26 protein-coding genes are annotated in these 24,073 nt (G+C 68.9%); 14 read left to right on the top strand and 12 right to left on the bottom strand.

Annotated features, from left to right (window positions below; genetic code table 11):
• Positions 1–10: 10 nt before the first annotated feature.
• Positions 11–1,876, top strand: a complete 1,866-nt coding sequence (locus BM013_RS19900; protein WP_256221564.1) for a sensor histidine kinase — start codon at positions 11–13, stop codon at positions 1,874–1,876.
• Positions 1,877–1,886: 10 nt separating this feature from the next.
• On the opposite strand, the gene BM013_RS19905 is transcribed toward BM013_RS19900, so the two are convergent.
• The 5 genes from BM013_RS19905 to cyoA form a co-directional block, all read right to left on the bottom strand.
• The gene (locus BM013_RS19905; protein WP_093129545.1) at positions 1,887–2,465 is read right to left on the bottom strand and encodes an amino acid synthesis family protein; all 579 of its coding nucleotides are present in this window, start codon (positions 2,463–2,465) and stop codon (positions 1,887–1,889) included.
• Between the two features lie 20 nt (positions 2,466–2,485).
• Positions 2,486–2,848 (bottom strand): cytochrome o ubiquinol oxidase subunit IV, encoded by a 363-nt coding sequence (gene cyoD, locus BM013_RS19910; RefSeq protein ID WP_371280510.1) that lies wholly within the window; start codon positions 2,846–2,848, stop codon positions 2,486–2,488.
• Positions 2,849–2,937: 89 nt separating this feature from the next.
• Positions 2,938–3,570, bottom strand: a complete 633-nt coding sequence (gene cyoC, locus BM013_RS19915; protein ID WP_093129373.1) for a cytochrome o ubiquinol oxidase subunit III — start codon at positions 3,568–3,570, stop codon at positions 2,938–2,940.
• Positions 3,567–5,546: a cytochrome o ubiquinol oxidase subunit I gene (cyoB, locus tag BM013_RS19920; protein ID WP_093129546.1), complete on the bottom strand. Its 1,980-nt coding sequence runs from the start codon at positions 5,544–5,546 to the stop codon at positions 3,567–3,569. The genes cyoC and cyoB overlap by 4 nt, the downstream gene beginning before the upstream one ends.
• 10 nt (positions 5,547–5,556) lie before the next feature.
• On the bottom strand, positions 5,557–6,570 hold the full coding sequence (gene cyoA / locus BM013_RS19925) for a ubiquinol oxidase subunit II (protein ID WP_093129374.1): 1,014 nt from the start codon (positions 6,568–6,570) through the stop codon (positions 5,557–5,559).
• A gap of 101 nt (positions 6,571–6,671) precedes the next feature.
• On the opposite strand from cyoA, the gene BM013_RS19930 reads away from it, so the two are divergent.
• Together BM013_RS19930 and BM013_RS19935 are read left to right on the top strand one after the other, a co-directional pair.
• Positions 6,672–8,063 carry an aminotransferase-like domain-containing protein gene (locus tag BM013_RS19930; protein WP_093129375.1) on the top strand — a complete coding sequence of 464 codons (1,392 nt, stop codon included), beginning with the start codon at positions 6,672–6,674 and terminating at the stop codon, positions 8,061–8,063.
• Positions 8,064–8,107: 44 nt separating this feature from the next.
• Positions 8,108–8,797 carry an HAD family hydrolase gene (locus BM013_RS19935; RefSeq protein ID WP_093129376.1) on the top strand — a complete coding sequence of 230 codons (690 nt, stop codon included), beginning with the start codon at positions 8,108–8,110 and terminating at the stop codon, positions 8,795–8,797.
• Positions 8,798–8,833: 36 nt separating this feature from the next.
• Here BM013_RS19935 and BM013_RS19940 read toward each other — a convergent pair whose 3' ends face one another.
• The 6 genes from BM013_RS19940 to BM013_RS19965 form a co-directional block, all read right to left on the bottom strand.
• Positions 8,834–9,421 carry an NADPH-dependent FMN reductase gene (locus BM013_RS19940; protein WP_093129377.1) on the bottom strand — a complete coding sequence of 196 codons (588 nt, stop codon included), beginning with the start codon at positions 9,419–9,421 and terminating at the stop codon, positions 8,834–8,836.
• Positions 9,418–10,389 carry a tripartite tricarboxylate transporter substrate binding protein gene (locus tag BM013_RS19945; RefSeq protein WP_093129378.1) on the bottom strand — a complete coding sequence of 324 codons (972 nt, stop codon included), beginning with the start codon at positions 10,387–10,389 and terminating at the stop codon, positions 9,418–9,420. Before BM013_RS19945 ends, BM013_RS19940 begins: the two co-directional genes overlap by 4 nt.
• Positions 10,390–10,548: 159 nt before the next feature.
• Positions 10,549–11,100 carry a VOC family protein gene (locus tag BM013_RS19950; RefSeq protein WP_093129379.1) on the bottom strand — a complete coding sequence of 184 codons (552 nt, stop codon included), beginning with the start codon at positions 11,098–11,100 and terminating at the stop codon, positions 10,549–10,551.
• A 50-nt stretch (positions 11,101–11,150) separates the two neighbouring features.
• Entirely contained in the window at positions 11,151–11,477 is a 327-nt protein-coding gene (locus tag BM013_RS19955; RefSeq protein ID WP_093129380.1) for an NIPSNAP family protein, read from the bottom strand.
• 3 nt (positions 11,478–11,480) lie between these two features.
• Positions 11,481–12,806: a fumarylacetoacetase gene (gene fahA / locus BM013_RS19960; RefSeq protein ID WP_093129381.1), complete on the bottom strand. Its 1,326-nt coding sequence runs from the start codon at positions 12,804–12,806 to the stop codon at positions 11,481–11,483.
• Positions 12,803–13,537, bottom strand: a complete 735-nt coding sequence (locus tag BM013_RS19965; protein ID WP_371280448.1) for an SDR family NAD(P)-dependent oxidoreductase — start codon at positions 13,535–13,537, stop codon at positions 12,803–12,805. The genes fahA and BM013_RS19965 overlap by 4 nt, the downstream gene beginning before the upstream one ends.
• A gap of 201 nt (positions 13,538–13,738) precedes the next feature.
• Here BM013_RS19965 and BM013_RS19970 point away from each other — a divergent pair, with 201 nt between their 5' ends.
• Positions 13,739–14,530: an IclR family transcriptional regulator gene (locus BM013_RS19970; RefSeq protein WP_093129383.1), complete on the top strand. Its 792-nt coding sequence runs from the start codon at positions 13,739–13,741 to the stop codon at positions 14,528–14,530.
• Positions 14,531–14,561: 31 nt separating this feature from the next.
• On the opposite strand, the gene BM013_RS19975 is transcribed toward BM013_RS19970, so the two are convergent.
• A complete protein-coding gene (locus BM013_RS19975; RefSeq protein ID WP_093129384.1) occupies positions 14,562–15,470 on the bottom strand; it encodes a LysR family transcriptional regulator in 909 nt (302 codons plus the stop codon).
• Between the two features lie 186 nt (positions 15,471–15,656).
• Here BM013_RS19975 and BM013_RS19980 point away from each other — a divergent pair, with 186 nt between their 5' ends.
• From BM013_RS19980 to BM013_RS20025, 10 genes are all read left to right on the top strand, one after another.
• Positions 15,657–16,376 carry a pirin family protein gene (locus BM013_RS19980; protein ID WP_093129385.1) on the top strand — a complete coding sequence of 240 codons (720 nt, stop codon included), beginning with the start codon at positions 15,657–15,659 and terminating at the stop codon, positions 16,374–16,376.
• Positions 16,377–16,527: 151 nt separating this feature from the next.
• Complete coding sequence (locus tag BM013_RS19985) at positions 16,528–17,181, top strand: hydrolase (RefSeq protein WP_093129386.1); 654 nt, start codon at positions 16,528–16,530, stop codon at positions 17,179–17,181.
• Between the two features lie 20 nt (positions 17,182–17,201).
• Positions 17,202–17,486, top strand: coding sequence for a XapX domain-containing protein (locus BM013_RS19990; RefSeq protein ID WP_093129547.1), 285 nt, complete (start codon positions 17,202–17,204; stop codon positions 17,484–17,486).
• Between the two features lie 122 nt (positions 17,487–17,608).
• Positions 17,609–19,513: an amidohydrolase gene (locus BM013_RS19995; protein ID WP_093129548.1), complete on the top strand. Its 1,905-nt coding sequence runs from the start codon at positions 17,609–17,611 to the stop codon at positions 19,511–19,513.
• The gene (locus BM013_RS20000; protein WP_177225515.1) at positions 19,513–19,920 is read left to right on the top strand and encodes a DoxX family protein; all 408 of its coding nucleotides are present in this window, start codon (positions 19,513–19,515) and stop codon (positions 19,918–19,920) included. The genes BM013_RS19995 and BM013_RS20000 overlap by 1 nt, the downstream gene beginning before the upstream one ends.
• Positions 19,913–21,520, top strand: a complete 1,608-nt coding sequence (locus BM013_RS20005; protein WP_093129387.1) for an MFS transporter — start codon at positions 19,913–19,915, stop codon at positions 21,518–21,520. The genes BM013_RS20000 and BM013_RS20005 overlap by 8 nt, the downstream gene beginning before the upstream one ends.
• 58 nt (positions 21,521–21,578) lie before the next feature.
• On the top strand, positions 21,579–22,154 hold the full coding sequence (locus tag BM013_RS20010) for a Dps family protein (protein ID WP_093129388.1): 576 nt from the start codon (positions 21,579–21,581) through the stop codon (positions 22,152–22,154).
• Between the two features lie 58 nt (positions 22,155–22,212).
• Complete coding sequence (locus BM013_RS20015) at positions 22,213–23,034, top strand: alpha/beta fold hydrolase (RefSeq protein WP_093129389.1); 822 nt, start codon at positions 22,213–22,215, stop codon at positions 23,032–23,034.
• 14 nt (positions 23,035–23,048) lie between these two features.
• The gene (locus BM013_RS20020) at positions 23,049–23,699 is read left to right on the top strand and encodes an AraC family transcriptional regulator (RefSeq protein WP_256221565.1); all 651 of its coding nucleotides are present in this window, start codon (positions 23,049–23,051) and stop codon (positions 23,697–23,699) included.
• A 26-nt stretch (positions 23,700–23,725) separates the two neighbouring features.
• A complete protein-coding gene (locus BM013_RS20025) occupies positions 23,726–24,067 on the top strand; it encodes a GNAT family N-acetyltransferase (RefSeq protein ID WP_093129390.1) in 342 nt (113 codons plus the stop codon).
• Positions 24,068–24,073 lie beyond the last annotated feature (6 nt).

Here is a 24,073-nt window from a genome sequence, read left to right on the forward strand (position 1 = left end):
GGCCCCCGCCGTGGCCTGGGGCCAGTCGTGCCAGCCGCAGGTCGAGCGCATCGAGGCAGCCCAGGCGCGCGCTGACGACGGCGCCCGGCCGGCCGAGGGGTGGAGCCCGGTCACGCTGCCCGACCTCTGGTCGGCGCGCTGGCCCGCGCACGACGGCACGGCCTGGTACCGCATCGACTGGCGCCAGACCTGCGGCGGCGCCGCCGAGCCGCTGGCCATTGCCATCGACTACCTCAACATGGCCGGCGCGGTCTTCCTCAACGACGACCTGCTGTGGACCGACCGCCACCTGGCCGAGCCGCTCAGCCGCAGCTGGAACACGCCGCGCTACCTGGTCGTTCCGGCGTCCGCGCTGCGGCCCGGGAGCAATTCGCTGTTCATCAAGGTCGTGGGCAACCGCATCGACGGCGCGGGCCTGGGGCGCGTGCGCATCGGCACGGCCGACGTGGTGGAGCCGTTCTACAGCCACCAGGTGCTGCTGCGCCGGACGCTGCCCGCGATGAACCTCGTGATCTCCATGACGCTGGGCTGCTTCTTCCTGGTGCTGTGGCTCATGCGGCGCAGCGAGCGCTCCTACGGCTGGTATGCCCTCTCCTCGTTCACCTGGCTGCTGTTCGCGAGCAACGCGGTGGCCGCCACGCCGTGGCCCTTCGCCAGCAGCGAGGGCTGGACGCGCTGGATCATGGCGACGCTGCTGGCCTACACCTGCGCGTTCTGCACCTTCCTGTGCCGTTTCGGCGGCCAGCGTTTCGCGCGGGCCGAGGCCGCGCTGTGGCTGTCGTCGGGCCTGCTGGCCGCGGTGGTGGCGTTCGTCGGGCGCGAGGGGCTCGCCGCCGTGGCGGCCTTCGTGTTCATCGGCTGCGGGCTGCTGTTCATGGCGGCGTGCGTGCGCTTCATCTGGCGCGCGCTCTCGACCCGCAAGCCCGAGCACCTCCTGCTGGCGGTCTGTGTGCTGGGCTTCCTGGTGGCGGCCGTGCACGACCTGCTGATGGTGATGCGCGTGCTGGACGACGGCCTGGCCTACACCACGGTCTCGGCGCCGTTGATCATGGTGGGCATGTCCGCCATCCTGGCGTGGAGCTTCACGCGCAACCTGGGGCGCATCGAGCGCTTCAACCTCGAGCTGGAAGAGCGCATTGCCGCCACCCGCCACGAGCTCACCCAGACCCTGAAGCGCGAGCACACGCTGGAGCTGACCAATGCCCGGCTGGGCGAGCGGCTGCAGCTCGCGCACGACCTGCACGACGGCCTGGGCGGCTCGCTGGTGCGCTCCATCGCGCTGGTGGAGCAGTCGGCGCACGCGCTCGAGCCGAACCAGTACCTGTCGATGTTCAAGTCGCTGCGCGACGACCTGCGCCAGGTCATCGACAGCAGCTCCAGCGCGTCGGCGCGCGTGGCGGCCACGCCGACCGAATGGATCGCGCCGATCCGGCACCGCTTCAACCGCATCTTCGAGGAGCTGGGCGTCGTGGGGCGCTGGCAGGTGCCGGCCCGTTGGCCGTGCGAGATCTCGGCCAAGCAGATGCTGGGGTTGACGCGCTTCCTCGAGGAGGCGCTCACCAACGTCATCAAGCACAGCCGCGCGCGGGCCTTCGAAGTGAGGCTGCGGGAGCTCGCGCACGACCGCTTCAGCCTGGCGATCGAGGACGACGGCGTGGGGTTCGATGTGGAGGTGATGGCCGGCGCGGGCGCGAGCGTGAGCGTGGGAGGGGGTGCGGGTGCGGGCGCGGGCGCGGCTGCCGTGGCCGGCATCGGCTTGCGCAGCATGGACGCCCGCATCGTGCGCATCGGCGGCACGCTGAGCATCGTGTCCTCGCCCGGGTGCACGCGGCTGGAGGCCCATGTGCGCGTCGTGCCTTCGGACGCGGGCCGATGAACGACGGCGCCTAGCGCTGCCCGTCGTTCGCCGCGATCTGCTCGGCCGCGAGGCCGCCCACCCGCGGATGGATGCGCCCGCCGTTCGACATCACCAGCGCGAACAGGATCTCGTCGGGCCGCGGCGCGTCCTGGATGCCGATCTCGACCGACGAGAAATGGCTGCGCACATAGGCCGCGTGCACATGGTGCAGCGGCACCATCAGCCGGTAGCCGGCACCGGCCACCGCCTTCACCGAAGGCACGATGGCCCTGGGCTCGCCCAGCGCTTCGCGCATGGCCCAGCCGCCGGCCTCGTGCCACACGGCGCCATGCTCCATCTCGCCGTTCACGCCGACGATGGCGGCCTTGCCGTAGGCCTCGACCTGGTCGCGGCCCAGCGAGCGCACCAGCTCTTCGGCCAGGCTTGCGCCGATGGGCTTCACGGCCTCCATGAACGGGAGCAGGTCGGGCTCGAAGCGGCCTGCACAGGGGTTGCGGATGACCGCGCAGGCCGAGGCCACGAGGATCGGCCGGCTCACGCGCGGCCCGCCCTCGTGGAAGATCATCTCGATGTTCAGGCTGCGCTTGCGGATGTCGATGGGCGGCAGGGCGGTGGCGGTCATGGTGTTCATTCCTTGGCCCGCGCCTCGGCGGGCGTCAGCTGCATGGGCATCATGTTGAGGTTGGCGTTGTGCATCACCCAGAGCGAGCCCGCGACCACGATGGCGATGAGCAGCGCGGTGCAGATGAAGATGCCCGTGTTGGAGCGCTGGTCCGGCGAGCTGCCCATGTGAAGGAAGTACACCAGCTGCACCAGCAGCTGCGCCACGCACAGCATGACGATGACGGGCAGGCGCAGCTGGCGCGGCAGCACGTCGAGCATGACCGCGCCGAACGACGCGAAGGTGAGCAGCAGCGACAGCGCGAAGCCGACGGTGTAGCTCTTCAGCGACCCGTGCGACCCGTGCGCGCCATGCGAGGGCGAGTCGATCGTCACGCCGCGCGAATCCACGGCAACGGCCGATGCGCGCGACTGCACCGAGATGGCGGGGCCGCGCGGGCGCACGGCGTTGGAAGCGGTCATGTGAACTCTCGCAGGTAGATGAAGGTGAAGACGCAGATCCACACCAGGTCCAGGAAGTGCCAGAACAGGCTCAGGCAGGCCAGGCGGCGGCGCGTCACGGGCGTGAGCCCGAAGTGGTGGATCTGGTGCAGCATCACGGCCAGCCACAGCAGGCCGAAGCTCACGTGCAGGCCGTGCGTGCCCACCAGCGTGAAGTACGCCGACAGGTAGGCGCTGGCCTGCGGCACGGCGCCGCGGTGGATCAGCTCCGCGAACTCGTACACCTCCATGCCCACGAAGGCCGCGCCCAGCACGAAGGTGGCCAGCAGCCAGCCGGTGCCGTGGCGCAGCTTGCCCGCGTTCAGCGAGAGCGTGGCCAGGCCGAAGGTGAAGCTGCTGAGCAGCAGCAGCATGGTCTCGCCCAGCACGAACTCCAGCTCGAACAGGCCGCGCCCCGTGGGCCCGTTCGCCGTGGCGCCCGCGAGCACGCCGAAGGTGGCGAACAGCACCGCGAAGATCAGGCAGTCGCTCATCAGGTAGATCCAGAAGCCCATGGTGGTCCGGGCCTCTCCACCGTGGCTGTCATGGCTGCTGTGGCTGTCATGGCCACCGTGCGCGGCGTGGCCCTGCGTCATCTGCAGCGCGCTCATGCCGCGGCTCCCTTCAGTTGCGCGAAGCGCGCGCTCTCGATGCGCTCCACCTCCGAGGCGGGCACGTGGTAGTCCACGTCCCGGTCGTACGAGCGGAAAACGAAGGCCGCGATGGCGCCCGCCAGTGCCGCCGCCGCCACGGCCCACATGTGCCACACCAGCGCGAAGCACATCAGCAGCGCGAACACCGACACGATGACGCCCGTGCCGGTGTTGCGCGGCATGTGGATGTCTTCGTACGCCGTGGGCTGCGCGTAGGCGGTGCCGGCCTCCTTGGCGTCCCAGTGGGGCTCGAGCGAGTCGATGCGCGGCACCAGTGCGAAGTTGTAGAACGGCGCGGGCGAGGCCGTGGCCCATTCCAGGCTGCGGCCGTCCCACGGGTCGCCCGTGAGGTCGCGGTGCTGCTTGCGGTCTCGGATGCTCACGTAGAACTGCACGCCGATCGCCAGGATGCCCATGCCGATCACCACCGCGCCGACCAGCGCCACGATGAGCCAGGGCTGCCAGCCCTCGACCACGTAGCTGTTCATGCGGCGCGTCATGCCCATGAAGCCCAGCACGTACAGCGGCATGAAGGCCAGGTAGAAGCCCACCAGCCAGAGCCAGAACGCGACCTTGCCCCAGAACTCGTTCAGCGTGAAGCCGAACACCTTCGGGAACCAGAAGCTGATGCCCGCGAGGCAGCCGAACAGCACGCCGCCGATGATCACGTTGTGGAAGTGCGCCACCAGGAACAGGCTGTTGTGCAGCACGAAGTCGGCCCCCGGAATGGCCAGCAGCACGCCGGTCATGCCGCCGATGGCGAAGGTCACCATGAAGCCGATCGTCCACATGGTGGCCGAGTGGAAGCGGATGCGCCCGCGGTACATGGTGAACAGCCAGTTGAACAGCTTCACGCCCGTGGGAATGGAGATGATCGAGGTCATGATCCCGAAGAACGCATTCACGTTCGCGCCCGAGCCCATCGTGAAGAAGTGGTGCAGCCACACGAAGAACGACAGCACGCCGATCGACGAGGTGGCGTACACCATCGACGTGTAGCCGAACAGCGGCTTGCGCGAGAAGGTGGCGATGATTTCCGAGAACGCGCCGAAGCACGGCAGGATCAGCACGTACACCTCGGGATGGCCCCAGACCCAGATGAGGTTGATGTACATCATGGCGTTGCCGCCCAGGTCGTTGGTGAAGAAGTGCATGCCCAGGTAGCGGTCCATGGTCAGCAGCGCCAGCGTGGCGGTGAGCACCGGGAAGATCGCCACGATCAGGATGTTGGTGATCAGCGCGGTCCAGGTGAACACCGGCATCTTCATCAGCGTCATGCCGGGCGCGCGCATGCGCAGGATGGTCACGATGAAGTTGATGCCCGTCAGCGTGGTCCCCAGGCCCGACACCTGCAATGACCAGATGTAGTAGTCCACCCCCACCGTCGGGCTGTAGCCCAGCTCCGAGAGCGGCGGGTAGGCCACCCAGCCGGTGGCGGCGAAGTCGCCGACGAACATCGACATCATCACCAGCGCCGCGCCCGCCACGCCCAGCCACAGGCTCAGCGAGTTGACGAACGGGTAGGCCACGTCGCGCGCGCCGATCTGCAGCGGCACGATGACGTTCATCAAGCCCACGATCAGCGGCGTGGCCACGAAGAAGATCATGATCACGCCGTGCGCCGTGAAGATCTGGTCGTAGTGGTGCGGCGGCAGGTAGCCTTCGTTGCCGCCGCTGGCCATGGCCTGCTGCACGCGCATCATGAGCGCGTCGGCAAAGCCGCGCAGCAGCATCACCAGCGCCAGCAGGATGTACATCACGCCGATGCGCTTGTGGTCCACCGAGGTGAACCACTCCGTCCACAGGTAGCCCCACTTGCCGTAATGGGTGATGGCGCCGAGCAGCGCGGCGCCCAGCAGGATCACCGCGCACAGCGTGCCCATGATGATGGGCTCGTGCAGCGGGATGGCGGAGAGGTCGAGTTTTCCGAGCAGGGACATGGGCTTACTCTCCGCCGGCCGGCACGGCTTGGGTGCCCAGGGCACCCAGGTTCACGGGCCGTGCGGCCTGCAGGCGCAGCGGGAACTCCGGCGTCTCGGGGCCGCAGATGTCGTTGGCGGCCATTTCTTCCACGCTCATGCCCATGTACTGGTTGGCAATGGCGTCGAACAGGCCGGTCTCCACCTTCGCGTAGGTGGCGGGCGTGTTCTTCACGCTGGGCACCTCGAGCTTGCGGTAGGCGGCGAGCGACAGCGTTTCGCTCGACGCACGGGCCTGCGCGAGCCAGCCGTCGAAGTCGGCGCGCGTCATGGCCGCGGCCTTGAAGTTCATGCCCGAGAAGCCGTGGCCGCTGTAGGCGGCGGACATGCCGTCGTACGCGCCCGTGTGGTTGGCGATCAGGTGCAGCTGCGTCTGCATGCCGGGCATGGCATAGACCTGGCTGCCCAGCTGGGGAATGAAGAAGGAATTCATCAGCGAATGCGCGGTGAGTTTGAAAGCGATCGGCGTGTCCACGGGCACGGCCAGCTGGTTGACGGTGGCCACGCCGAGGTCGGGGTAGATGAACAGCCACTTCCAGTTCATGGCCACCACCTCCACGCGCAGCGCAGGCACCTCGGACACGAGCGGCTTGTAGGGGTCGAGCGAGTGCGTGGTGCGCCAGATCAGCACCGCCAGGAAGGCGACGATCACGCACGGAATGCCCCACACCACCACCTCGATGCGCGTGGAGTGCGCCCACTTGGGCGCGTAGGTGGCGCGGGTGTTGGTCTCGCGGTAGCGCCAGGCGAACCACAGCGTGAGCACGATCACCGGAATGACCACGGCCAGCATGATCGCCAGCGCCAGCACGATGAGGTGCTTCTCCTGCGCGCCGATGTCGCCCTTGGGGTCGAACAGCGTCATGCCGCAGCCGGAGAGCAGGAGCAGCGGGCCGAGCAGCCCGAAGCGGGCGAGCTGGGCAAGGCGGTGCGGGGTTGCTGGCCCGCGCCGGGTGGGTTGGGTGCTATTGGCAGTCATACAAGAAGGTCATATGTATGGATTTATATGGGGCTTCTTGTATGCTATTCGTCGCAGCCGACCCGGCGAACTAGGCAAAGTGACTCATACATGACCCATACATGACGCCATCGACTCCCCCCATCGAACGCAGCTGGGCCGAGGTCTTCGCCGCCGGCAAGGGCTCGCGCTACCTGCGCATCCTTTCGCTGGTCGAGCGCTCCGTGGCCGAAGGGCAGCTGCAGCCGGGCGACCGGCTGCCGCCGCAACGCCGCCTGGCCGAGCTGCTGGGCGTCGACCTCACGACCGTGACGCGCGCCTATGCCGAGGCCAAGGAGCGCGGCCTGGTGGAATCGCGCGGGCCCAGTGGCACCTTCGTGTCGGCGCCGGCGGTCGACTTCGCGCCGCGCATCGACCTGAGCATGAACATGCCGCCCGCGCCCGAGGGCTCGAACCTGCTGGCGCTGCTGCAGAAGGGGCTGGCCGAGGTGCTCGCGCGCAACAACGCCGACCTGCTCATGACCTACCACCCGGCCGGCGGCAGCCGCGCCGACCGCATGGCCGGCTGCCGCTGGCTCGCGCCGATGTTCGGCCCACTCGACGTGTCGCGCGTGGCGGTGTGCCCCGGCGCGCAGTCGGCGCTGGCCGCGCTGGTGCTGGTGCTCACGCGCCCGGGCGATGCCATCCTGGCCGAGCCGCTGGTGTATCCGGGGCTGATCTCCGTCGCGGGGCGCCTGGGCCGCCGCGTGATCGCCGTGGCCACCGACGCGCTCGGCATGCGGCCCGACGCGCTGGAGCAGGCCTGCGGCGCGCAGGGCGCCACCGTGCTCTACCTGAACCCCACCATCCAGAACCCGGTGGCGCGCACCATGCCCGCCGCGCGCCGCCGGCAGCTCGCGAAGGTGGCGCAGCGCAAGGGCCTGCGCATCATCGAGGACGACCCGTACTGGTTGTTCGAGGCGAACCCGCCGGAACCCGTCGCCGCCCTCGCGCCCGCGTCGACGTACTACCTGTCGACCCTGTCCAAGTGCCTCACGCCCGGCCTGCGCACGGCCTACGTGCGCCTGCCCGATGCGCAGGACGAGGCGGACTTTCTCGATGCGTTGCGTTCGTTCGCGCTCATGGCCTCGCCGCTGCCCACCGCGCTGGCCACGCAGTGGGTGCACGACGGCTCGGCCAAGCACCTGCTCGAGCAGGTGCGCGCGGAAACCTGGGCGCGCCACGACCTGGCCAGCGGCATCCTGGGCATGCCGCTGAGCGAAGCGGGCCGCGGCATCCACGTGTGGCACGCGCTGCCTCCGCGCTGGACCGCGCCCGAGCTGGCGCGCGCGGCGCTGGCCGAAGGGCTGTCGGTGACGCCGTCGGCATCGTTCGCGGTGGGGGGCGAGGCGCCGAACGCGGTGCGGCTGTCGCTGGGCGCCGTGCGCGGCCGTGCGCCGCTGGCCGATGCGCTGCACCGGCTGAAGGCACTGCTGGAGCGCGAGCCGGTGCTCGAGCGGCGCGTGGTGATCTGAGGACGGTGGGACTGGCGACGGGCGGAGCGAAAGAGAATCCAGGCATGAACATCCCCGCAAGACCGATCGTCGTGTTCGACATCGATGGCACGCTGACCGACACGGTGGTGCTGCACCAGCGCGCGTTCGAAGCCGCGCTTCGCACCTTCAACTTCCCGCGGCTTCGCACCGCGTGGGGCAACTACCGGCACCATTCCGACAGTGCCATTTTTCGGGAGGCGTGGGACGAAGCTGGCTTCGAGGGCGAGCCCCCTTTGCATATGCTGGAAGAACGCTATCGAAGCGAGTTCGACGTGCTGTGCGACGCGACGCCATGCGACGAAATCGCAGGTGCATCGCAGCTGCTGGCAGACGTCGAGCAGGCGGGCTGGATCGCCGCATTCGCCACCGGCAGCCTGCGGCATGGCGCGCACCGCAAGATGGCGCTGCTGAGCCATCCCTTCGACCACGACCTGCTTGCGACCGCCTCGGAACACGAGACCCGCGAAGAGATCGTTCAGGCGGCCATCGACAAGGCCAGGGCGAAGCACGGTGTTCCTTCAGGCGGCAGGGTCGTGTCCATCGGCGACGGCGTGTGGGACCTGCTCACCGCGCGGGCGTTGGAGCTGGAGTTTGTCGGTGTGGGTGACGAGGCGCGCGCGAGGCAGCTGAGGGAGATCGATGCCAGCGTGGCCGTGCATGGCGATCTCGTGGATGTGGGTCGGCTTCTGGGGTGCGTCGCAAGCGTGCCCTGACAGGCGCATCCGGACCGAACCGCACCGCACCGCAAGCTAGCCGCCCGACATCGCCTCGACCTGCGAGATCCAGCGCGACAGCGCAAGCATCTGCGCCGTGACGAAATCGCGCGTCGGCGTGTCGGTGCATTCACCGTTGCTCGAGAACTTTTGCTGTGCGGCACCAATGAAGATCTCCGGTTTGGCCAGGACCTGGGCGTTCATGCACAGCAGCACACGACGCATGTCGTACTGAACGCGTGCACCGCCGAGCGGGCCCGTGCTCGCCGACATCAGCGCGACCGGCTTGCCCGCAAGCGGCTGCGCCTCGCCTCGCGAGAGCCAATCCAGAAGGTTCTTCAGCATGCCCGGCACGGAGAAGTTGTATTCGGGTGTGGCAACGATCAATGCATGGGCGCGGCCGATGCGCTGGCGCAGCGCTTCGACCGGGGCCGGCATGCCCTGCGCGGCCAGCCGGCCGGCGTCGAAAGGCGGCACCTCGCGCCAGTCGAGGATGTCGAGCGACATGCCCTGCGGCATGCATTGCCCCGCCAGCCGCAGCGCCAGTCCGTTCAGCGAACCGGTCCGCAGGCTGCCGCACAGGCCGACGACATCGCGCCTGAAATCGCTTGCCGACGCACTCACTCGACCTTGATCCCGCGTCGCACCACCACGTCGCGCCAGCGCTCGATCTCGGCCCGGACCATCTCCTGCATGGCCAGCGGCGAACTGGGCGAGGCGGCGCTGCCGGCGTTCGCCAGCACCTTCTGCACGTCGGGCTGCTGCAGAAGCTGGCGCACTTGCGCATTGAGGCGTTGGACGATCGCGTCCGGGGTGTGGGCGGGCGCCGCCAGGCCGAGCCACGAGCGCACTTCGAAACCCGGCAGGGTCGCCGAGGCGGAAGGCACGCCGGGCAACGAAGGCCACGGCGCGGCACTGGTCACGGCCAGCGCGCGCAGCCGGCCCGACTGGATGTGCGGCGTTGCCACGGTCAAGGTGTCGGCCAGGACATCCACGTCGCCGGCGATCACGGCCTGTACAGGCGCACCGCCGCCGCGGTACGGCACGTGGAGCAGTTGCACGCCCGCGGCGGCCCCCAGCAGCTCGCCCACCATGTGCTGCGTGGAGCCGACCCCCACGGAACTGAAGCTGACCTTGCCCTTGCGCGCGATATCGAGCAGCTCCGCGAGCGTTCGGGCCGGGTGCTCGGCACGCACGGCGATCACGAAGGGAAAGGACGAGACGGTGGAGATGAAGGCAAAGTCTTTCACCGCGTCGTAGGGCAGGTCCTTGCGCAGCGCGGCGGACACCGTGTGGGCGCCCGTGAGCATCGCCAGCGTGCAGCCGTCCGGCGCGGCCTTGGCGACAAAGTTGCTCGCGATGATGCCGCCGGCGCCGCTCTTGATGTCGACCACCACGGGCTGTCGCAACGGCTCCTGCAGTTTCTGCGCAACCAGGCGGGCCACCACGTCGGCGTTGCCCCCGGCGCCGAACCCGTGGATGAGCTGGACGGGTTTTGCCGGGTACTTGTCCTGCGCGCTCGCGCCGAACGGCGCCAGCATGCCGGCGCCTGCCAGCAGCAGGTGGCGGCGGTAAAGGGAAGTCGTGGTCATGTGTGTCTCCTTGTCGAATGCGTGCAGCTTCTTTTCAGTCGATGGCTTCGGGGCCGAAGACGAACCGCGCCAGTTGCGCCACCAGGCGTCCCAGTTCGGCGGGGGTGCGGGCGGTCCCGTAGACGTAGCGGTCGGGGCGAACCACCGCCGCCTTGGCATTCAGTCGCTGGCGCGGGCGTAGCCCGTGCTGGCGCCGTAGAGCTTTTCGCGCTGCGACCAGTCGCGCGTTTCGTTCCACAGCGCCAGGACCTGGGGCGCCTCCGCTTCAAAGATGCGGTAGCGCGACGGGTCGCACGTGCGCGTCGTGAGCTCGAGCCGGTGGCCCGATGGATCGAAGAAATAGATCGAGGTGATGAAGTCGTCGTGGTTGGTCGGGCCCACCACGTCGATGCCCTTGGACTGGAGCGCCTGCTTGGCGGCCAGCACGGTGGCCACGCTGTCGACCTCGAACGCGAAGTGCTGGATCCAGTCGGGCGACACCAGGTCCTTCACGTCGCCCGGGTCCTGCGGGCATTCGAAGAAGGCGATGGAGCTGCCGTCCTCCATTTCGAAAAAGATGTGGATGTGCGGGCTGTACTTTCCGGTGGAAGGCACGTGGTCCTCGCCCATGGCATGGGCGAACTTGAGGCCGAGCACCTCGGTGTAGAACTGGACGGTCTGCGCTGCGTCTTTGCAGCGGAAGGCGGCGTGGTGGAGCTTCTTGCACAACACGATGGATCTCCTGGGGATGGAAAGTCTTGGGGTATCGGTATCCGGCGCGTTCACGCGCCGTGCCACAGCGGCTCGAAGAACGGTGCCGGCAGCAGGATGCGCGAGCTCTGGCTTTGCAGCAGGGGCAGCATGCGGGCCACGTAGCTGCGAAAGCCCGGGTCCTGCATCAGTCGCGCCCGGCGTTCGGCGCGCTCGTTCAGGTCTTCGTAGGCCCACAGATGAACGAGCTGGTTCAGCTCGCCGATGTCGGTGTGGTAGTAGCCCACCATGCGGCCCAGGATGCGGCGCTGAATGGCGAGGCCCTCGGCCTCGTACAGGGCCAGGTAGTCGCGCCACTTGCCCGGATGGGTGGTGTAGGTTCGTTCTTCGACCAGCATGGCTCAGGCCTCCACCGCCGGCAGCACCGTGGCACGGCATTCGCCGAAACCGATGCGTGCGTAGCCCGGCTTCTCGCAGAAGCCGCTCAGGCAGACCTCGTCGCCGTCGAGCAGAAAGCCGCGCTGTTCGCCCGAAGGCAGGGCCAGCGTCCGGGTGCCGTTGGCGGTGATTTCCAGCAGGCTGCCGAGTGCGCTGTCGTCGGCGCCGGAGATCGTCCCGGAGCCGAGCAGGTCGCCGGTGTCCAGCGCGCAGCCGTTGCTGGTGTGGTGCGCCACCATCTGTGCCACGGTCCAGTACAGCGTGGCGCTGTCCGAGCGCGACAGTCGATGCGCAGGCAGGCCCTGCCGGCGCATCTGCAGCGTGCTCAGGTGCGCGTCGAGGTGAATGCGCAAGGCACCCGAGGCCTGATCGCCCGCGTCGCTCAGGTAGGGCAGGGCGGGTGGGTCACCGGCCGGCCTGGGCGCCGCCGCCGTGCGGAACGGCGCGAGCGCTTCGGCCGTCACGATCCAGGGCGACACGCTCGTGGCAAAGCTCTTGGCCAGGAACGGGCCCAGCGGCTGGTACTCCCAGGACTGGATGTCTCGCGCCGACCAGTCGTTGAGCAGGCAGAAACCGAAGATGTGGTCCCACGCGCCCCCCACCTGCACCGGCAGGCCGGGCTGTGTCGCACGGCCGACGAGCACGCCCAGCTCCACCTCGTGGTCGAGTCGCTGCGAGGGGCCGAACACCGGAGCGCCGCCCGGCAAGGCGGGCCGCTGCTGGCCATGCGGTCGCGTCACCGGCACGCCGCCGGGCCGGATGCTGTTGGCGCGGCCGTTGTATGCGATGGGCACGTGCTTGTAGTTCGGCAACAGCGGTTGGTCGGGCCTGAACAGGCGGCCTGCATTGGTGGCGTGGTGGACCGAGGCGAAGAAGTCGGTGTAGCCCGCGATGCGAACCGGCAGTTGCAGCGCCACGCCTTCCATGGGCAACAGCGCCTCTTCCACCCGGCCGCGCGTCGAGGTCGCGTCCTGTGCCAGCAGGCCGGAGAGCTGCGCGCGCAGCGCCGAGGCGGCCTTCGGGCCGAGCGCCATCAGGTCGTTGAGTGCGGCTGCGCCGCAGGCCCGCGCCGCGGTGGCGGCTTCGCCGGTGAAGAGCGCGGCGAGGCGATGCACGTCGACAACCCGCTCGCCGATGGCCACGCCGCAGCGCGCCGCCTGATGAGGCGCATGGACAGGGAGGAACACACCGAACGGCAGGTTCTGGATCGGAAAATCAGTGCCGGGCGCGTTGGCGGATTCGACCCAACTGCGCAGGCCCGCGTCGTGGGTGGCATTCAGCGCGCTCACAGGCTGTGCCCTCCATCGATCACAAGCCGCGTGCCCGTGGCCGTCTTCAGGTGCGTGGCGCAGGCCAGCACCGCGCGCGCCACGTCGTCGGGAGACACCACGCGGCCCAGCGGGGTCAGCTCGGCCTTCTTCTGCAGCTCGCTTCGGCTGCGGCCCGCCACGAAGTCCGTGTCCACCGCCGCCGGCGAAACGCTCAGGAAACGCACCTGCGGGCCGAACGCGCGCGCCAGCGACACCGTCAGGGTGTCCAGCGCCGACTTGGCGGCGCAGTACGCCACATTGCTGCCCGCGCCCGTGAACGCGGAGACGGAGGAGATGTTCACCACAAGACCGTCGCCGCTGCCGCGCAGCTGCGCAAGCAGCGCGCGGATGACCGAGAACGGGCCACCGACATTCGCAACGAGGATCTCGTTGAAGAACGCACTGTCCATTGCGTCCAGGTCGTCGTGCGCCACGCGGCGCGTGTAGCCGGCCGAATTGACCAGGATGTCCACGCGACCGGTTTCATCCGCCAGTCTGCGTGCCAGCAAGGCATGCGCGGCGACATCGTCGAGCGGGATCGCGGCGCTGAGGTGGCCCGACCCGGGCAAGCGAGCGCACAGCGCCTCGGCCCGCTCGCGACCTCGGTGATAGCCGACGACCACCCGGGCCCCTTCATTTGCCAGCGCAAGCACGCAGGCTGCGCCGATGCCGCTGCTGCCGCCGGTGACGACCGCCACCTTGCCCGCCAAGGACTGTGAGTTCATATGCATGGCATGGACTCTAGGTGCCGCCGGCGGCGCTTGTATCGAAGTTGTCCGTTTAGCGGACACGACATTCCAGCCGGAGGATGGACTGCTTTCCCTCTCGTTCAAAGGATCGGATAGCCTCCGCGGATGCTTCAATCGCATGCCTCCGCGATGCGATGCATCCACTCTGTCCTTTAATCGAACATGTCATCTGCTTCCGACGCGGGCTCGCTCAAACGCGGCGTGCTCCTGCTCAAGCTGCTCGCAACGGCAGGTCCGCGCGGTCTTGCGCTCACGGAGATCGCCACGCGCACCGACCTGCCGCATCCCTCGGTGCATCGCGTGCTGCAGCAACTCGGCGCCGAGCGGCTGGTGGACCGCAACGAGGAGCTCAAGCGCTACCGGCTCGGCCCGCTGGCCTTCGAGCTGGGTGTGGCCGGTTCCGCCATGCACGACATCCGCGACCTGTGCGATCCCGCGATGGACGCTCTCGCCAAGGCGACCGAGGACACCGTCTACCTGGTCGTTCGCAGCGGATTCGACGCGGTGTGCATGCATCGGCGCGAAGGCTCCTTCCCCATCCGGACCTTGGTGCTGGAAGTGGGCAGCCGCAGGCCGCTCGGCGTCGGCGCCGGCGGGCTCGCCATCCTGGCGTCGATCGCGCAGCAGGAGCGGGAGGAGATCGTCCGGCGCGTGGCACCGAATCTCGCCGCGTTCGCAAGCCTCACGGCGCAAGCCGTCATCGATGCCTGCCAGCGCACGCACGAGCAGGGCATTTCGCTGATCCGGAACAAGATCAACCTGGGTGTGACGGCAATCGGGCACGCCTTTCGCGACCCGATGGGCCAGTCCGTGGGCGCACTCAGCGTTGCCGCACTGTCGCAGCGGATGACGGCGGCGCGGGTGCGCGCCATTTCCGCGCTGCTGCGCGACGCATGCGCGGATGTCGAGCGCCGCGCGCGCGCGCAGAGCCGCAACGGCTGGACGTCCGGCTAGAGGGGCTTGCGCCGACCCCGGCGCGCCTCGCTCACACCGACCGCGGCAGCAACGCCGGCACCAGCGGCCGGCCCAGCTGCTTCACCCACCACTGCAGCGCCTGCCCCTTGGCGCCGGTCTTCCAGGCCAGCCAGAAGGCCTCGGGCGCGCGCGGCTCCTCGGTCTGCAGCGCGACCAGCGTGCCGCGCGCCAGCTCGCCCTCGATGCACGCGCGCGGCAGGAAGCCGTGCCCCAGCCCCGCCACCTGGCAGGCGATCTTGGCGGTCATCGACGGCACCGCGATGCGCGGCTGGCCCGCCATCAGCCCGACGGTGCGGTCCGACAGCGTGCGCGCGCTGTCGCCCACCACGATGGCGTTGTGCGCCAGCAGGTCGCCGCGCTGCAGCGCGCGGCCCAGGCGCGTGAGCGCGTGCGTGGGCGCCACGCAGAACACGAAGTCGAGGCTGCCCACCGTGACGGCCTGGTAGCCCCCGCCGGCCGGGCCTTCGCCCGCGGCAATGACCACGTCGGCGCGCCCCTCGCGCAGCGCCTCCCAGCTGCCGGTGAGCGCCTCGCAGCCGATGCGCAGCCGCGTGCCGCAGCGCAAGTCCTCGAAGGCGCGCACGTCGTCGATGAGCGCCTCGGTGGGAATGAGCGAGTCGTGCACCAGCCGCAGCTCCGACTCGAAGCCGGTGGCGATCTGCCGCATGCGCGATTCGAGTTCGCTCGCGGCGCCGAGCAGCCAGCGCCCCTCCTTGAGCATCTCGCCGCCTGCGGCGGTGAGCGTCACGCGCGGGCCGTTGCGCTCGAACAGCTGCATGCCGAGCTGCTCCTCGAGCTTGCCGACCGCGTACGAGATGGTGGAGGGCACCTTGTTCAGGCGCGCGGCGGCCGCCGCGAACGAGCCGTGGCGGTCGATGGCGTCGACCACCTCGATGGCTTCCAGGCTGAGTTTGAGCACGCGCTACTCCTTCAGAGAACTTGAAAAACCTTGAAAAACCGATGTTCGAAAAATTCGATCATAGACGGCAAAAGGTTTCGCCAACAGACCCTCCTTGAAGTTCGATGATTCATTCCATGCCTCGGAAACAAGTTCCGAGACGAATTGTGAATTCAATCGAATTCGAAAACTGCCAAGGAGTGAATCATGTTGGAAATTCGCAGCGCCACCGACCGCGGTATCGCCGACTTCGGTTGGCTCAAGTCCCGCCACACCTTCTCGTTCGGCCACTACCACGACCCGGAGCAGGAAGGCTTCTCGGACCTGCTGGTGATCAACGACGACCGCGTGACCCCGGGCCGCGGCTTCGGCACCCACCCGCACCGCGACATGGAAATCTTCTCGTACGTGCTGGACGGCGCGCTCGAGCACAAGGACTCGATGGGCACCGGCTCGGTGATCCGCCCCGGCGACGTGCAGATGATGAGCGCGGGCACCGGCGTGCGCCACAGCGAGTTCAACTCGTCGGCCACCGACGCGCTGCACTTCCTGCAGATCTGGATCGTGCCGGGCCGCAAGGGCGTGGCGCCGCGCTACCAGCAGGTGCACTTCGCGCCGGAAGAAAAGCGCGGCCGCCTGCGCCTGATCATTTCGCCGGAAGGCACCGACGGCTCGCTCGCGGTGCACCAGGACGCCCGCGTCTACGCCGGGCTGTTCGACGGCGCCGAGCAGGCCTCGCTCTCGCTCGATGCCGGCCGCTATGCCTATGTGCACGTGGCCCGCGGCAGCGTGGAGCTCAACGGCCAGCGCCTGGCCGAAGGCGACGGCGTGCGGGTGCGCGACGTGCGCCAGCTCGAACTGGCCCGCGGCGAAGGCGCCGAGGTGCTGGTGTTCGACCTGCGCCCCAACGAGCTGCCCGCGTTCTGAGCCGCGCGACGGCAAATGTCCAAACCGCCTCATTAATCGACAAGACACGCACCCTCGCTCCCACGAGGATGCACGCCACGGGTCGATACCCCACTTTCTCTCTGCACCGCTTTCTCACCGTTCTCTCATCTACGTCATCACGGAGTCATTCATGTCCATCAAAGCCACCCCCACCGCCGGCGCCAAGTTGCTCACCCCCAAGGACCACACGCTGGTCATGATCGACTTCCAGTCGCAGATGGCCTTTGCCACGCATTCGATCGAAGCCATCACGCTGCGCAACAACGCCGCCCTGGTGGCCAATGCGGCCGCCGGCTTCGGCGTGCCGACCATCCTCACGACCGTGGCCGAGAAGAGCTTTTCGGGCCCGATGTTCAGCGAGATCAGCGATGCGTTCCCGGGCCAGAAGATGCTCGACCGCACCTCGATGAACACCTGGGAAGACGCGGCCGTGATCGATCGCATCAACGAGATCGGCAAGAAGCGCATCGTGCTGTCGGGCCTGTGGACCGGCGTGTGCATCGTGGGCCCGGCACTCTCGGCCATCGACCAGGGCTTCGAGGTGTTCGTGCTGGCCGATGCCTGCGGCGACGTGTCCACCGAGGCGCACAACCGCGCGATGGACCGCATGGTGCAGGCCGGTGCGCAGCCCATGACCTCGCTGCAGTACCTGCTCGAGATGCAGCGCGACTGGGCCCGCACCGACACCTATGAAATGACCACCGGCATCGCGAAGAAGTTCGGCGGCGCCTACGGCCTGGGCGTGACCTACGCCAAGACCATGTTCGGCGCGCACGAAGGCTGAAGTCCGCGGTGAACACGAAGATGAAGCCCTACGTCCTGTCGCTCGCGCTCGGCCTGCTGGTCGGCGTGATCTACGCACTGTTCCAGGTGCGCTCGCCGGCCCCGCCGGTCATCGCCCTCGTGGGGCTTCTCGGGATCCTGCTCGGCGAGCAGATCCCGCCGCTCATCAAGAGCGTGATCAAGCCCGACGCCGTGGCCACCTCGTGGCTGCAGCACCAGGTCAAGCCGCACGTGTTCGGCGAGCTGCCGCAATGCGCCAAGGCCGACCCGTCCGCCACCCCCGACGCCTCGCGCAAGACGTCATGAGCGAGTCGTTCGACGAACAACGCCGCCGGCTGTGCCTGGGCACGCTCGGCGCCGCCGTGGCCGGCACGGCCATGACCTCCTCCAACGCCCAGACGGCGCCAACCGCAAGAAGGACCTCCGACATGGCAGGCACCACCACCGCACCCGACCTGATCCTCCACAACGGCCGCTTCACCACGCTGGACCGCGCCAACCCCGAGGCCGGCGCCGTGGCCATCAAGGACGGCCGCTTCCTGCGCGTGGGCCGCAGCGAAGACGTGCTGCCGCTGGCCGGCAGCGGCACCCGCGTGGTCGACATGCAGGGCAAGCGCGTGCTGCCGGGGCTGATCGACAACCACCTGCACATCATCCGCGGCGGGCTCAACTACAACCTCGAGCTGCGCTGGGACGGCGTGCGCAGCCTGGCCGATGCCATGGGCATGCTCAAGCGGCAGGTGGCCATCACGCCGGCGCCGCAATGGGTGCGCGTGGTGGGCGGCTTCACCGAGCACCAGTTCGCCGAGAAGCGCCTGCCGACCATCGAAGAGCTGAACGCCGTGGCGCCCGACACGCCGGTGTTCATCCTGCACCTGTACGACCGCGCACTGCTCAACGGCGCCGCCATGCGCGCCGTGGGCTACACCAAGGACACGCCCGCGCCCCCCGGCGGCGAGATCGTGCGCGACAGCGCCGGCAACCCGACGGGCCTGCTGCTGGCCAAGCCCAATGCGTCCATCCTGTACGCCACGCTGGCCAAGGGCCCGAAGCTGCCGCTGGACTACCAGGTCAATTCCACGCGCCACTTCATGCGCGACCTGAACCGCCTGGGCGTCACCGGCGCCATCGACGCGGGCGGCGGCTTCCAGAACTACCCCGAGGACTACCAGGTGATCCAGCAGCTGGCCGATGCCGGCCAGCTCACCATTCGCCTGGCCTACAACCTGTTCACGCAGAAGCCCAAGCAGGAAAAGCAGGACTTCCTGAACTGGACCGCTACCTCCAAATACAAGCAGGGCGACGACTACTTCCGCCACAACGGCGCGGGCGAGATGCTCGTGTTCTCGGCCGCCGACTTCGAGGACTTCCGCCAGCCGCGCCCCGACATGGCGCCCGAGATGGAAGGCGAGCTCGAAGAGGTGGTGCGCGTGCTCGCGCAGAACCGCTGGCCCTGGCGCCTGCACGCCACCTACGACGAAACCATCGACCGCGCGCTCGACGTGTTCGAGAAGGTCAACCAGGACACGCCGCTGGCCGGCCTGAACTGGTTCTTCGACCACTGCGAGACCATCTCGGAGAAGTCGATCGACCGCATCGCGGCGCTCGGCGGCGGCATTGCCGTGCAGCACCGCATGGCCTACCAGGGCGAGTACTTCGTCGAGCGCTACGGTGCCGGCGCGGCCGAGGCCACGCCGCCCGTGAAGCGCATGCTCGAGAAGGGCGTGAACGTGTCCGCCGGCACCGACGCCACGCGCGTCGCTTCTTACAACCCGTGGGTGTCGCTGTCGTGGCTGGTCACGGGCAAGACCGTGGGCGGCATGCAGATCACGCCGCAGCGCAACTGCATCGACCGCGAGACCGCGCTGCGCATGTGGACCGAGAAGGTCACCTGGTTCTCCAACGAAGTCGGCAAGAAGGGCCGCATCGAGGCCGGCCAGCTGGCCGACCTGATGGTGCCCGACCGCGACTTCTTCGCCTGCGCCGAATCGGACATCGCCGACACCACCGCGCTGCTGACCATGGTGGGCGGCAAGGTGGTCTACGGTGCCGGCCCGTTCACCGCGCTGGACGAAGGCACGCCGCCGCCGGCCATGCCCGACTGGTCGCCCGCGCGCACCTTCGGTGGCTACGGCGGCTGGGCCGACACGGCCCATGGCGCAGATGGTGCTCCGATGCAGAAGGTACTTCGCAACGCGGCCGCCGCCTGTGCCTGTGCCAACGACTGCAACGTGCACGGCCACCAGCACGCCACGGCCTGGAGCAGCAAGCTGCCCATTGCCGACCTGAAGAGCTTCTGGGGCGCGCTGGGTTGCGCCTGCTGGGCGGTGTGATGAAGACGATGCACTGGCAACCTTCACCCGTGCTGCGCTGGGTCGCGCTGCTGCTGCTGTGCGCGGCCTACCTGCAGGGCGGCTTCAACAAGGCGATGGACTTCGGCTCGGCCATCGCCGAGATGAACCACTTCGGCGTGTCGCCCGCGGCACCCATGGCCGCGGCCGTCATCGTGCTGGAACTGGGCGCCTCGGTGCTCATCCTCACGGGCTTCTACCGCTGGCTGGGCGCCGTGGCGCTGGCCGCGTTCACGCTGTTCGCCACCTTCCTCGCGCTGCGCTTCTGGCTGATGCCGCTGGGCCAGGAACGCTTCATGGCCGCCAACTCGTTCTTCGAGCACCTCGGCCTGGTCGGCGGTTTCCTGCTGGTGGCCTGGCACGACCTGCAAGGGCGCAAGAATGACTGAGGCCGCGAAGAGCACGCAAGGCGCCGCCGGCGCCAAGGGTTCCGGCGGTTTCGCGCCGCTGCGCCAGCCGGTCTTCGCCGTGCTGTGGGCCGCCACCGTGCTGGGCAACATCGGCAGCTTCATGCGCGACGTGGCCAGCTCGTGGCTGGTGACCGACCTGTCCGCCAGCCCCACGGCGGTGGCGCTCATTCAGACGGCGGCCACGCTGCCGATCTTCCTGCTGGCCATTCCGGCGGGCGTGCTGTCGGACATCCTCGACCGCCGGCGCTTCCTGATCTTCGTGCAGCTGGTGCTGGCCAGCGTGAGCGGCACGCTGCTGGTGCTGTCGCACACGGGCGCGCTCACCGTCGAGTACCTGATTGCGCTGACCTTCGTCGGCGGCATCGGCGCGGCGCTGATGGGGCCGACCTGGCAGTCGATCGTGCCCGAGCTGGTGCCGCGCGCCGACCTGAAGAGCGCGGTGGCGCTGAACTCGCTGGGCATCAACATCGCGCGCTCCATCGGGCCGGCCGCGGGCGGGCTGATCCTCGCGAGCTTCGGCGCGGCCGTGACCTACGGCGCCGACGTGCTGAGCTATGTGTTCGTCATTGCCGCGCTGATCTGGTGGAAGCGCCCGGCCGCGGTCGACAGCGGCCTGTCGGAGAACTTCCTGGGCGCCTTCCGTGCCGGCCTGCGCTACACGCGCGCCAGCAAGGAACTGCACCGCGTGATGCTGCGCGCGGCCGTGTTCTTCCTGTTCGCGAGCTCGGTGTGGGCGCTGCTGCCGCTGGTGGCGCGCCAGATGCTGGGCGGCACCGCCGGCTTCTACGGCGTGCTGCTGGGCGCCGTGGGCGCGGGCGCCATTGCCGGCGCGCTGGTCATGCCGCGGCTGCGCGCGCGGCTGGACGCCGACGGCCTGGTGCTGCTGGCCTCGGTGATCACAGCCGCCGTGATGGGCGCGCTGGTGTTCGCGCCGCCCAAGTGGCTGGCCGTGGTGCTGCTGTTGCTGCTGGGCCTGGGCTGGATCATTGCGCTCACCACGCTCAACGGCGTGGCGCAGGCCATCCTGCCGAACTGGGTGCGCGGACGCGGCCTGGCGGTGTACCTCACCGTGTTCAACGGCGCCATGGCGGCCGGCAGCCTGGGCTGGGGCTTGATCGCGCAGGAAATCGGCGTGCCGTACACGCTGGTGGCCGGCGCCGTCGGCCTGGTGGTCGTGGCCTTGCTGTTCCACCGTGCACGCCTGCCCACCGGCGAGTCGGACCTGCAGGCCTCCAACCATTGGCCCGAGCCGCTGGTGGCCGAGCCCATTGCGCACGACCGCGGCCCCGTGATGATCCAGGTCGAGTACCGCATCCGCAAGGACGACCGCCCGGCCTTCCTCGACGCGATGAAGCGCCTGTCGCTGGAGCGCCGCCGCGACGGTGCCTACGCCTGGGGCGTGACCGAGCACACCGGCGACGCCGAGCGCGTGATGGAGTGGTTCCTCGTCGAGTCGTGGGCCGAGCACCTGCGCCAGCACCACCGCGTGTCGCACGCCGACGCCGACCTCCAGAGCGAGGCCGTGCGCTTTCACATCGGGCCCGACAAGCCCGTGGTTCATCACTTCCTTTCCCTCTGACGACAGGCAGACGGCATTCCGCCCACAACCCGGGCAACGCAGGCAACCAAGGAAAAACATGGCTACTTCGAAATCCGCAAAGCCCACCAAGGCAGTCAAGGCCGCCAAGACCGTCAAGGCCCTGGCCGACAGCACCAAGGCGCGCCGCGTCGCGTCGCTGCACACCCCGAGCGACCTGGGCGCCGACGCCACGCGCGACATCTCCGCGGCGCTGAACGTGCTGCTGGCCGACGTGTTCGCGCTGTACTTCAAGACCAAGAACTTCCACTGGCACATGTCGGGCCCGTCGTTCCGCGACTACCACCTGCTGCTCGACGAGCAGGCCGACCAGATCTTCGCGACCATCGACCCCATCGCCGAGCGCGTGCGCAAGGTGGGCGGCACCACGCTGCGCTCCACCGGCCATGCCGCGCGCCTGCAGCGGCTGTCGGACAACGACGCCGACTTCGTGACCCCCATCGGCATGCTGGCCGAGCTGCGCGAGGACAACCAGCGCCTGGCCGGTTTCATGCGCGCCACGCACGGCGTGTGCGACGAGCACGGCGACGTGGCCACCGCCAGCCTGCTGGAGAACTGGATCGACGAGGCCGAGAAGCGCACGTGGTTCCTGTTCGAGTCGGTGCGCCAGAGCTGAACCGTCCCGCACTCACCTGCTTTCCCCTCCACCGCACTCTTCATTCCACAGGAAAACCATGACCACTCTCACCCTGCGCGACGGCACCGAGCTCTACTACAAGGACTGGGGCACGGGCCAGCCCATCCTGTTCAGCCACGGCTGGCCGCTGAGCGCCGACATGTGGGACGCGCAGATGCTGTTCTTCGCGGAACGCGGCTACCGCACCATCGCGTTCGACCGCCGCGGTTTCGGCCGCTCGAGCCAGCCCTGGACCGGCTATGACTACGACACCTTCGCCGACGACATTTCCGAGCTGATCGAAAAGCTCGACCTGAAGGACGTGATCCTGGTGGGCTTCTCGATGGGTGGCGGCGACGTCACGCGCTACATCGCGCGCAAGGGCACGGCGCGCGTTGCCAAGCTCGCGCTCATCAGCGCCGTGACGCCGCTGTTCGTGAAGACGGCCGACCACCCCGTGGGCCCCGACGCATCGCTGTTCGCGGGCATCCGCGCCGGCCTGGCGGCCGACCGCCCGCAGTTCCTGGACGACTTCAGCACGCTGTTCTACGGCACCAACCGTCCGGGCGCCAAGGTGTCGCAGGGCGTGTTCAAGCAGACGCTGCAGATCGCGCTGCAGGCCTCCATCAAGGCCACCATCGACTGCGTGACGGCTTTCTCGGAAACCGACTTCCGCCCCGACATGGCCAGGATCACCGTGCCCACGCTGGTGATCCACGGCGACGACGACCAGGTGGTGCCGATCGAGGCCACCGGCAAGCTCGCGGCCGAGATGATCAAGGGCAGCCAGTTCAAGGTGTACGCCGGCGCGCCCCACGCCACCTGCACCACGCACGCCGACCAGGTGAACGCCGACCTGCTGGCGTTCATCAAGGGCTGAACGGACGGTTGCCCGTGACGGGCGAGCAGGGCGTGAAGGGCGTGAAGGGGGTGAGGGATGCGGCAGGCGCCTATGGCGACCTGCTGGGACGGTGCTTCGAGCTGCCGTCCGCGCCCGCGCTCGTCATGCTGCCGGCGCCCGGCGCGCCGGCCGTGTTCGCCGTCACGCGCATCACCTGCCTGCCCGGCCAGTTGGGCATGAAGCAGGAGATCCCCTGCGAAGACGCCTTTCTCGTCGCGCTGCACCTCGTGGGCATGCGCCACCACGAAACCTGGGTGCGTGGCCGGCCGGCGGTGGTGCGCGGCTATGCGCCGGGCGCGCTGAGCATCGTCGACCTGCGCGACGACGTGGCGAGCTACCTGGGCACGCCGCTGGACGCGCTGCATTTCTACGTGCCGCACGCGCTGGTGCGCGCCGTGGCCGGCGCGCAGGGCATGGCGGGCGTGAACGGCATCGCCTGCGCGCCCGGCCTGGTCGACCCGGTGATGTGCAACCTGGGCGCGGCCGTGCTGGCGCTGTTCGAGCGCCCGCAGCGCGCCGGCGCGCTGGTGCAGCAGCACCTGGCGCTCGCCATCTGTGCCCATCTGGTCCACCGCTTCGGGAACAATGCGCAGGCCGGGGTGGAAACGCCTCGCCTGGCACGGCACCTGCAGCGTTTGCATTGAAGCGGCCCCCACACCAAGAATCTCCCATGACAAATTCTTCTGCTCCTTCCATCCCTTCAGCGCCTTCCGCCGTCGTGGTCCACGACAACCCCGCGAAGCACCGCTTCGAGTACGCCGCGCAAGGCGAGCGCGCCGTCGCCATCTATTCGCTGGAAGGCGACGTCATCACCTTCATCCACACGCTGGTGCCCGAGGCGCTGCAAGGCCAGGGCATCGCGAAGCAGCTGGTGCTCGCCGGCCTGGCCTCGGCGCGCGAGCGCGGCCTGCGCGTGGTGCCGCAGTGCCCCGTGTTCAACGCCTACATGCGCGCGCACCCCGAGACGCACGACCTGCTGGCCGACGAAGGCCGCAAGCTGCTCGGCCTCTGAAGGGCG

This window comes from Variovorax sp. OK605, from assembly GCF_900115445.1.
Taxonomy (GTDB): Bacteria; Pseudomonadota; Gammaproteobacteria; order Burkholderiales; family Burkholderiaceae_C; genus Variovorax.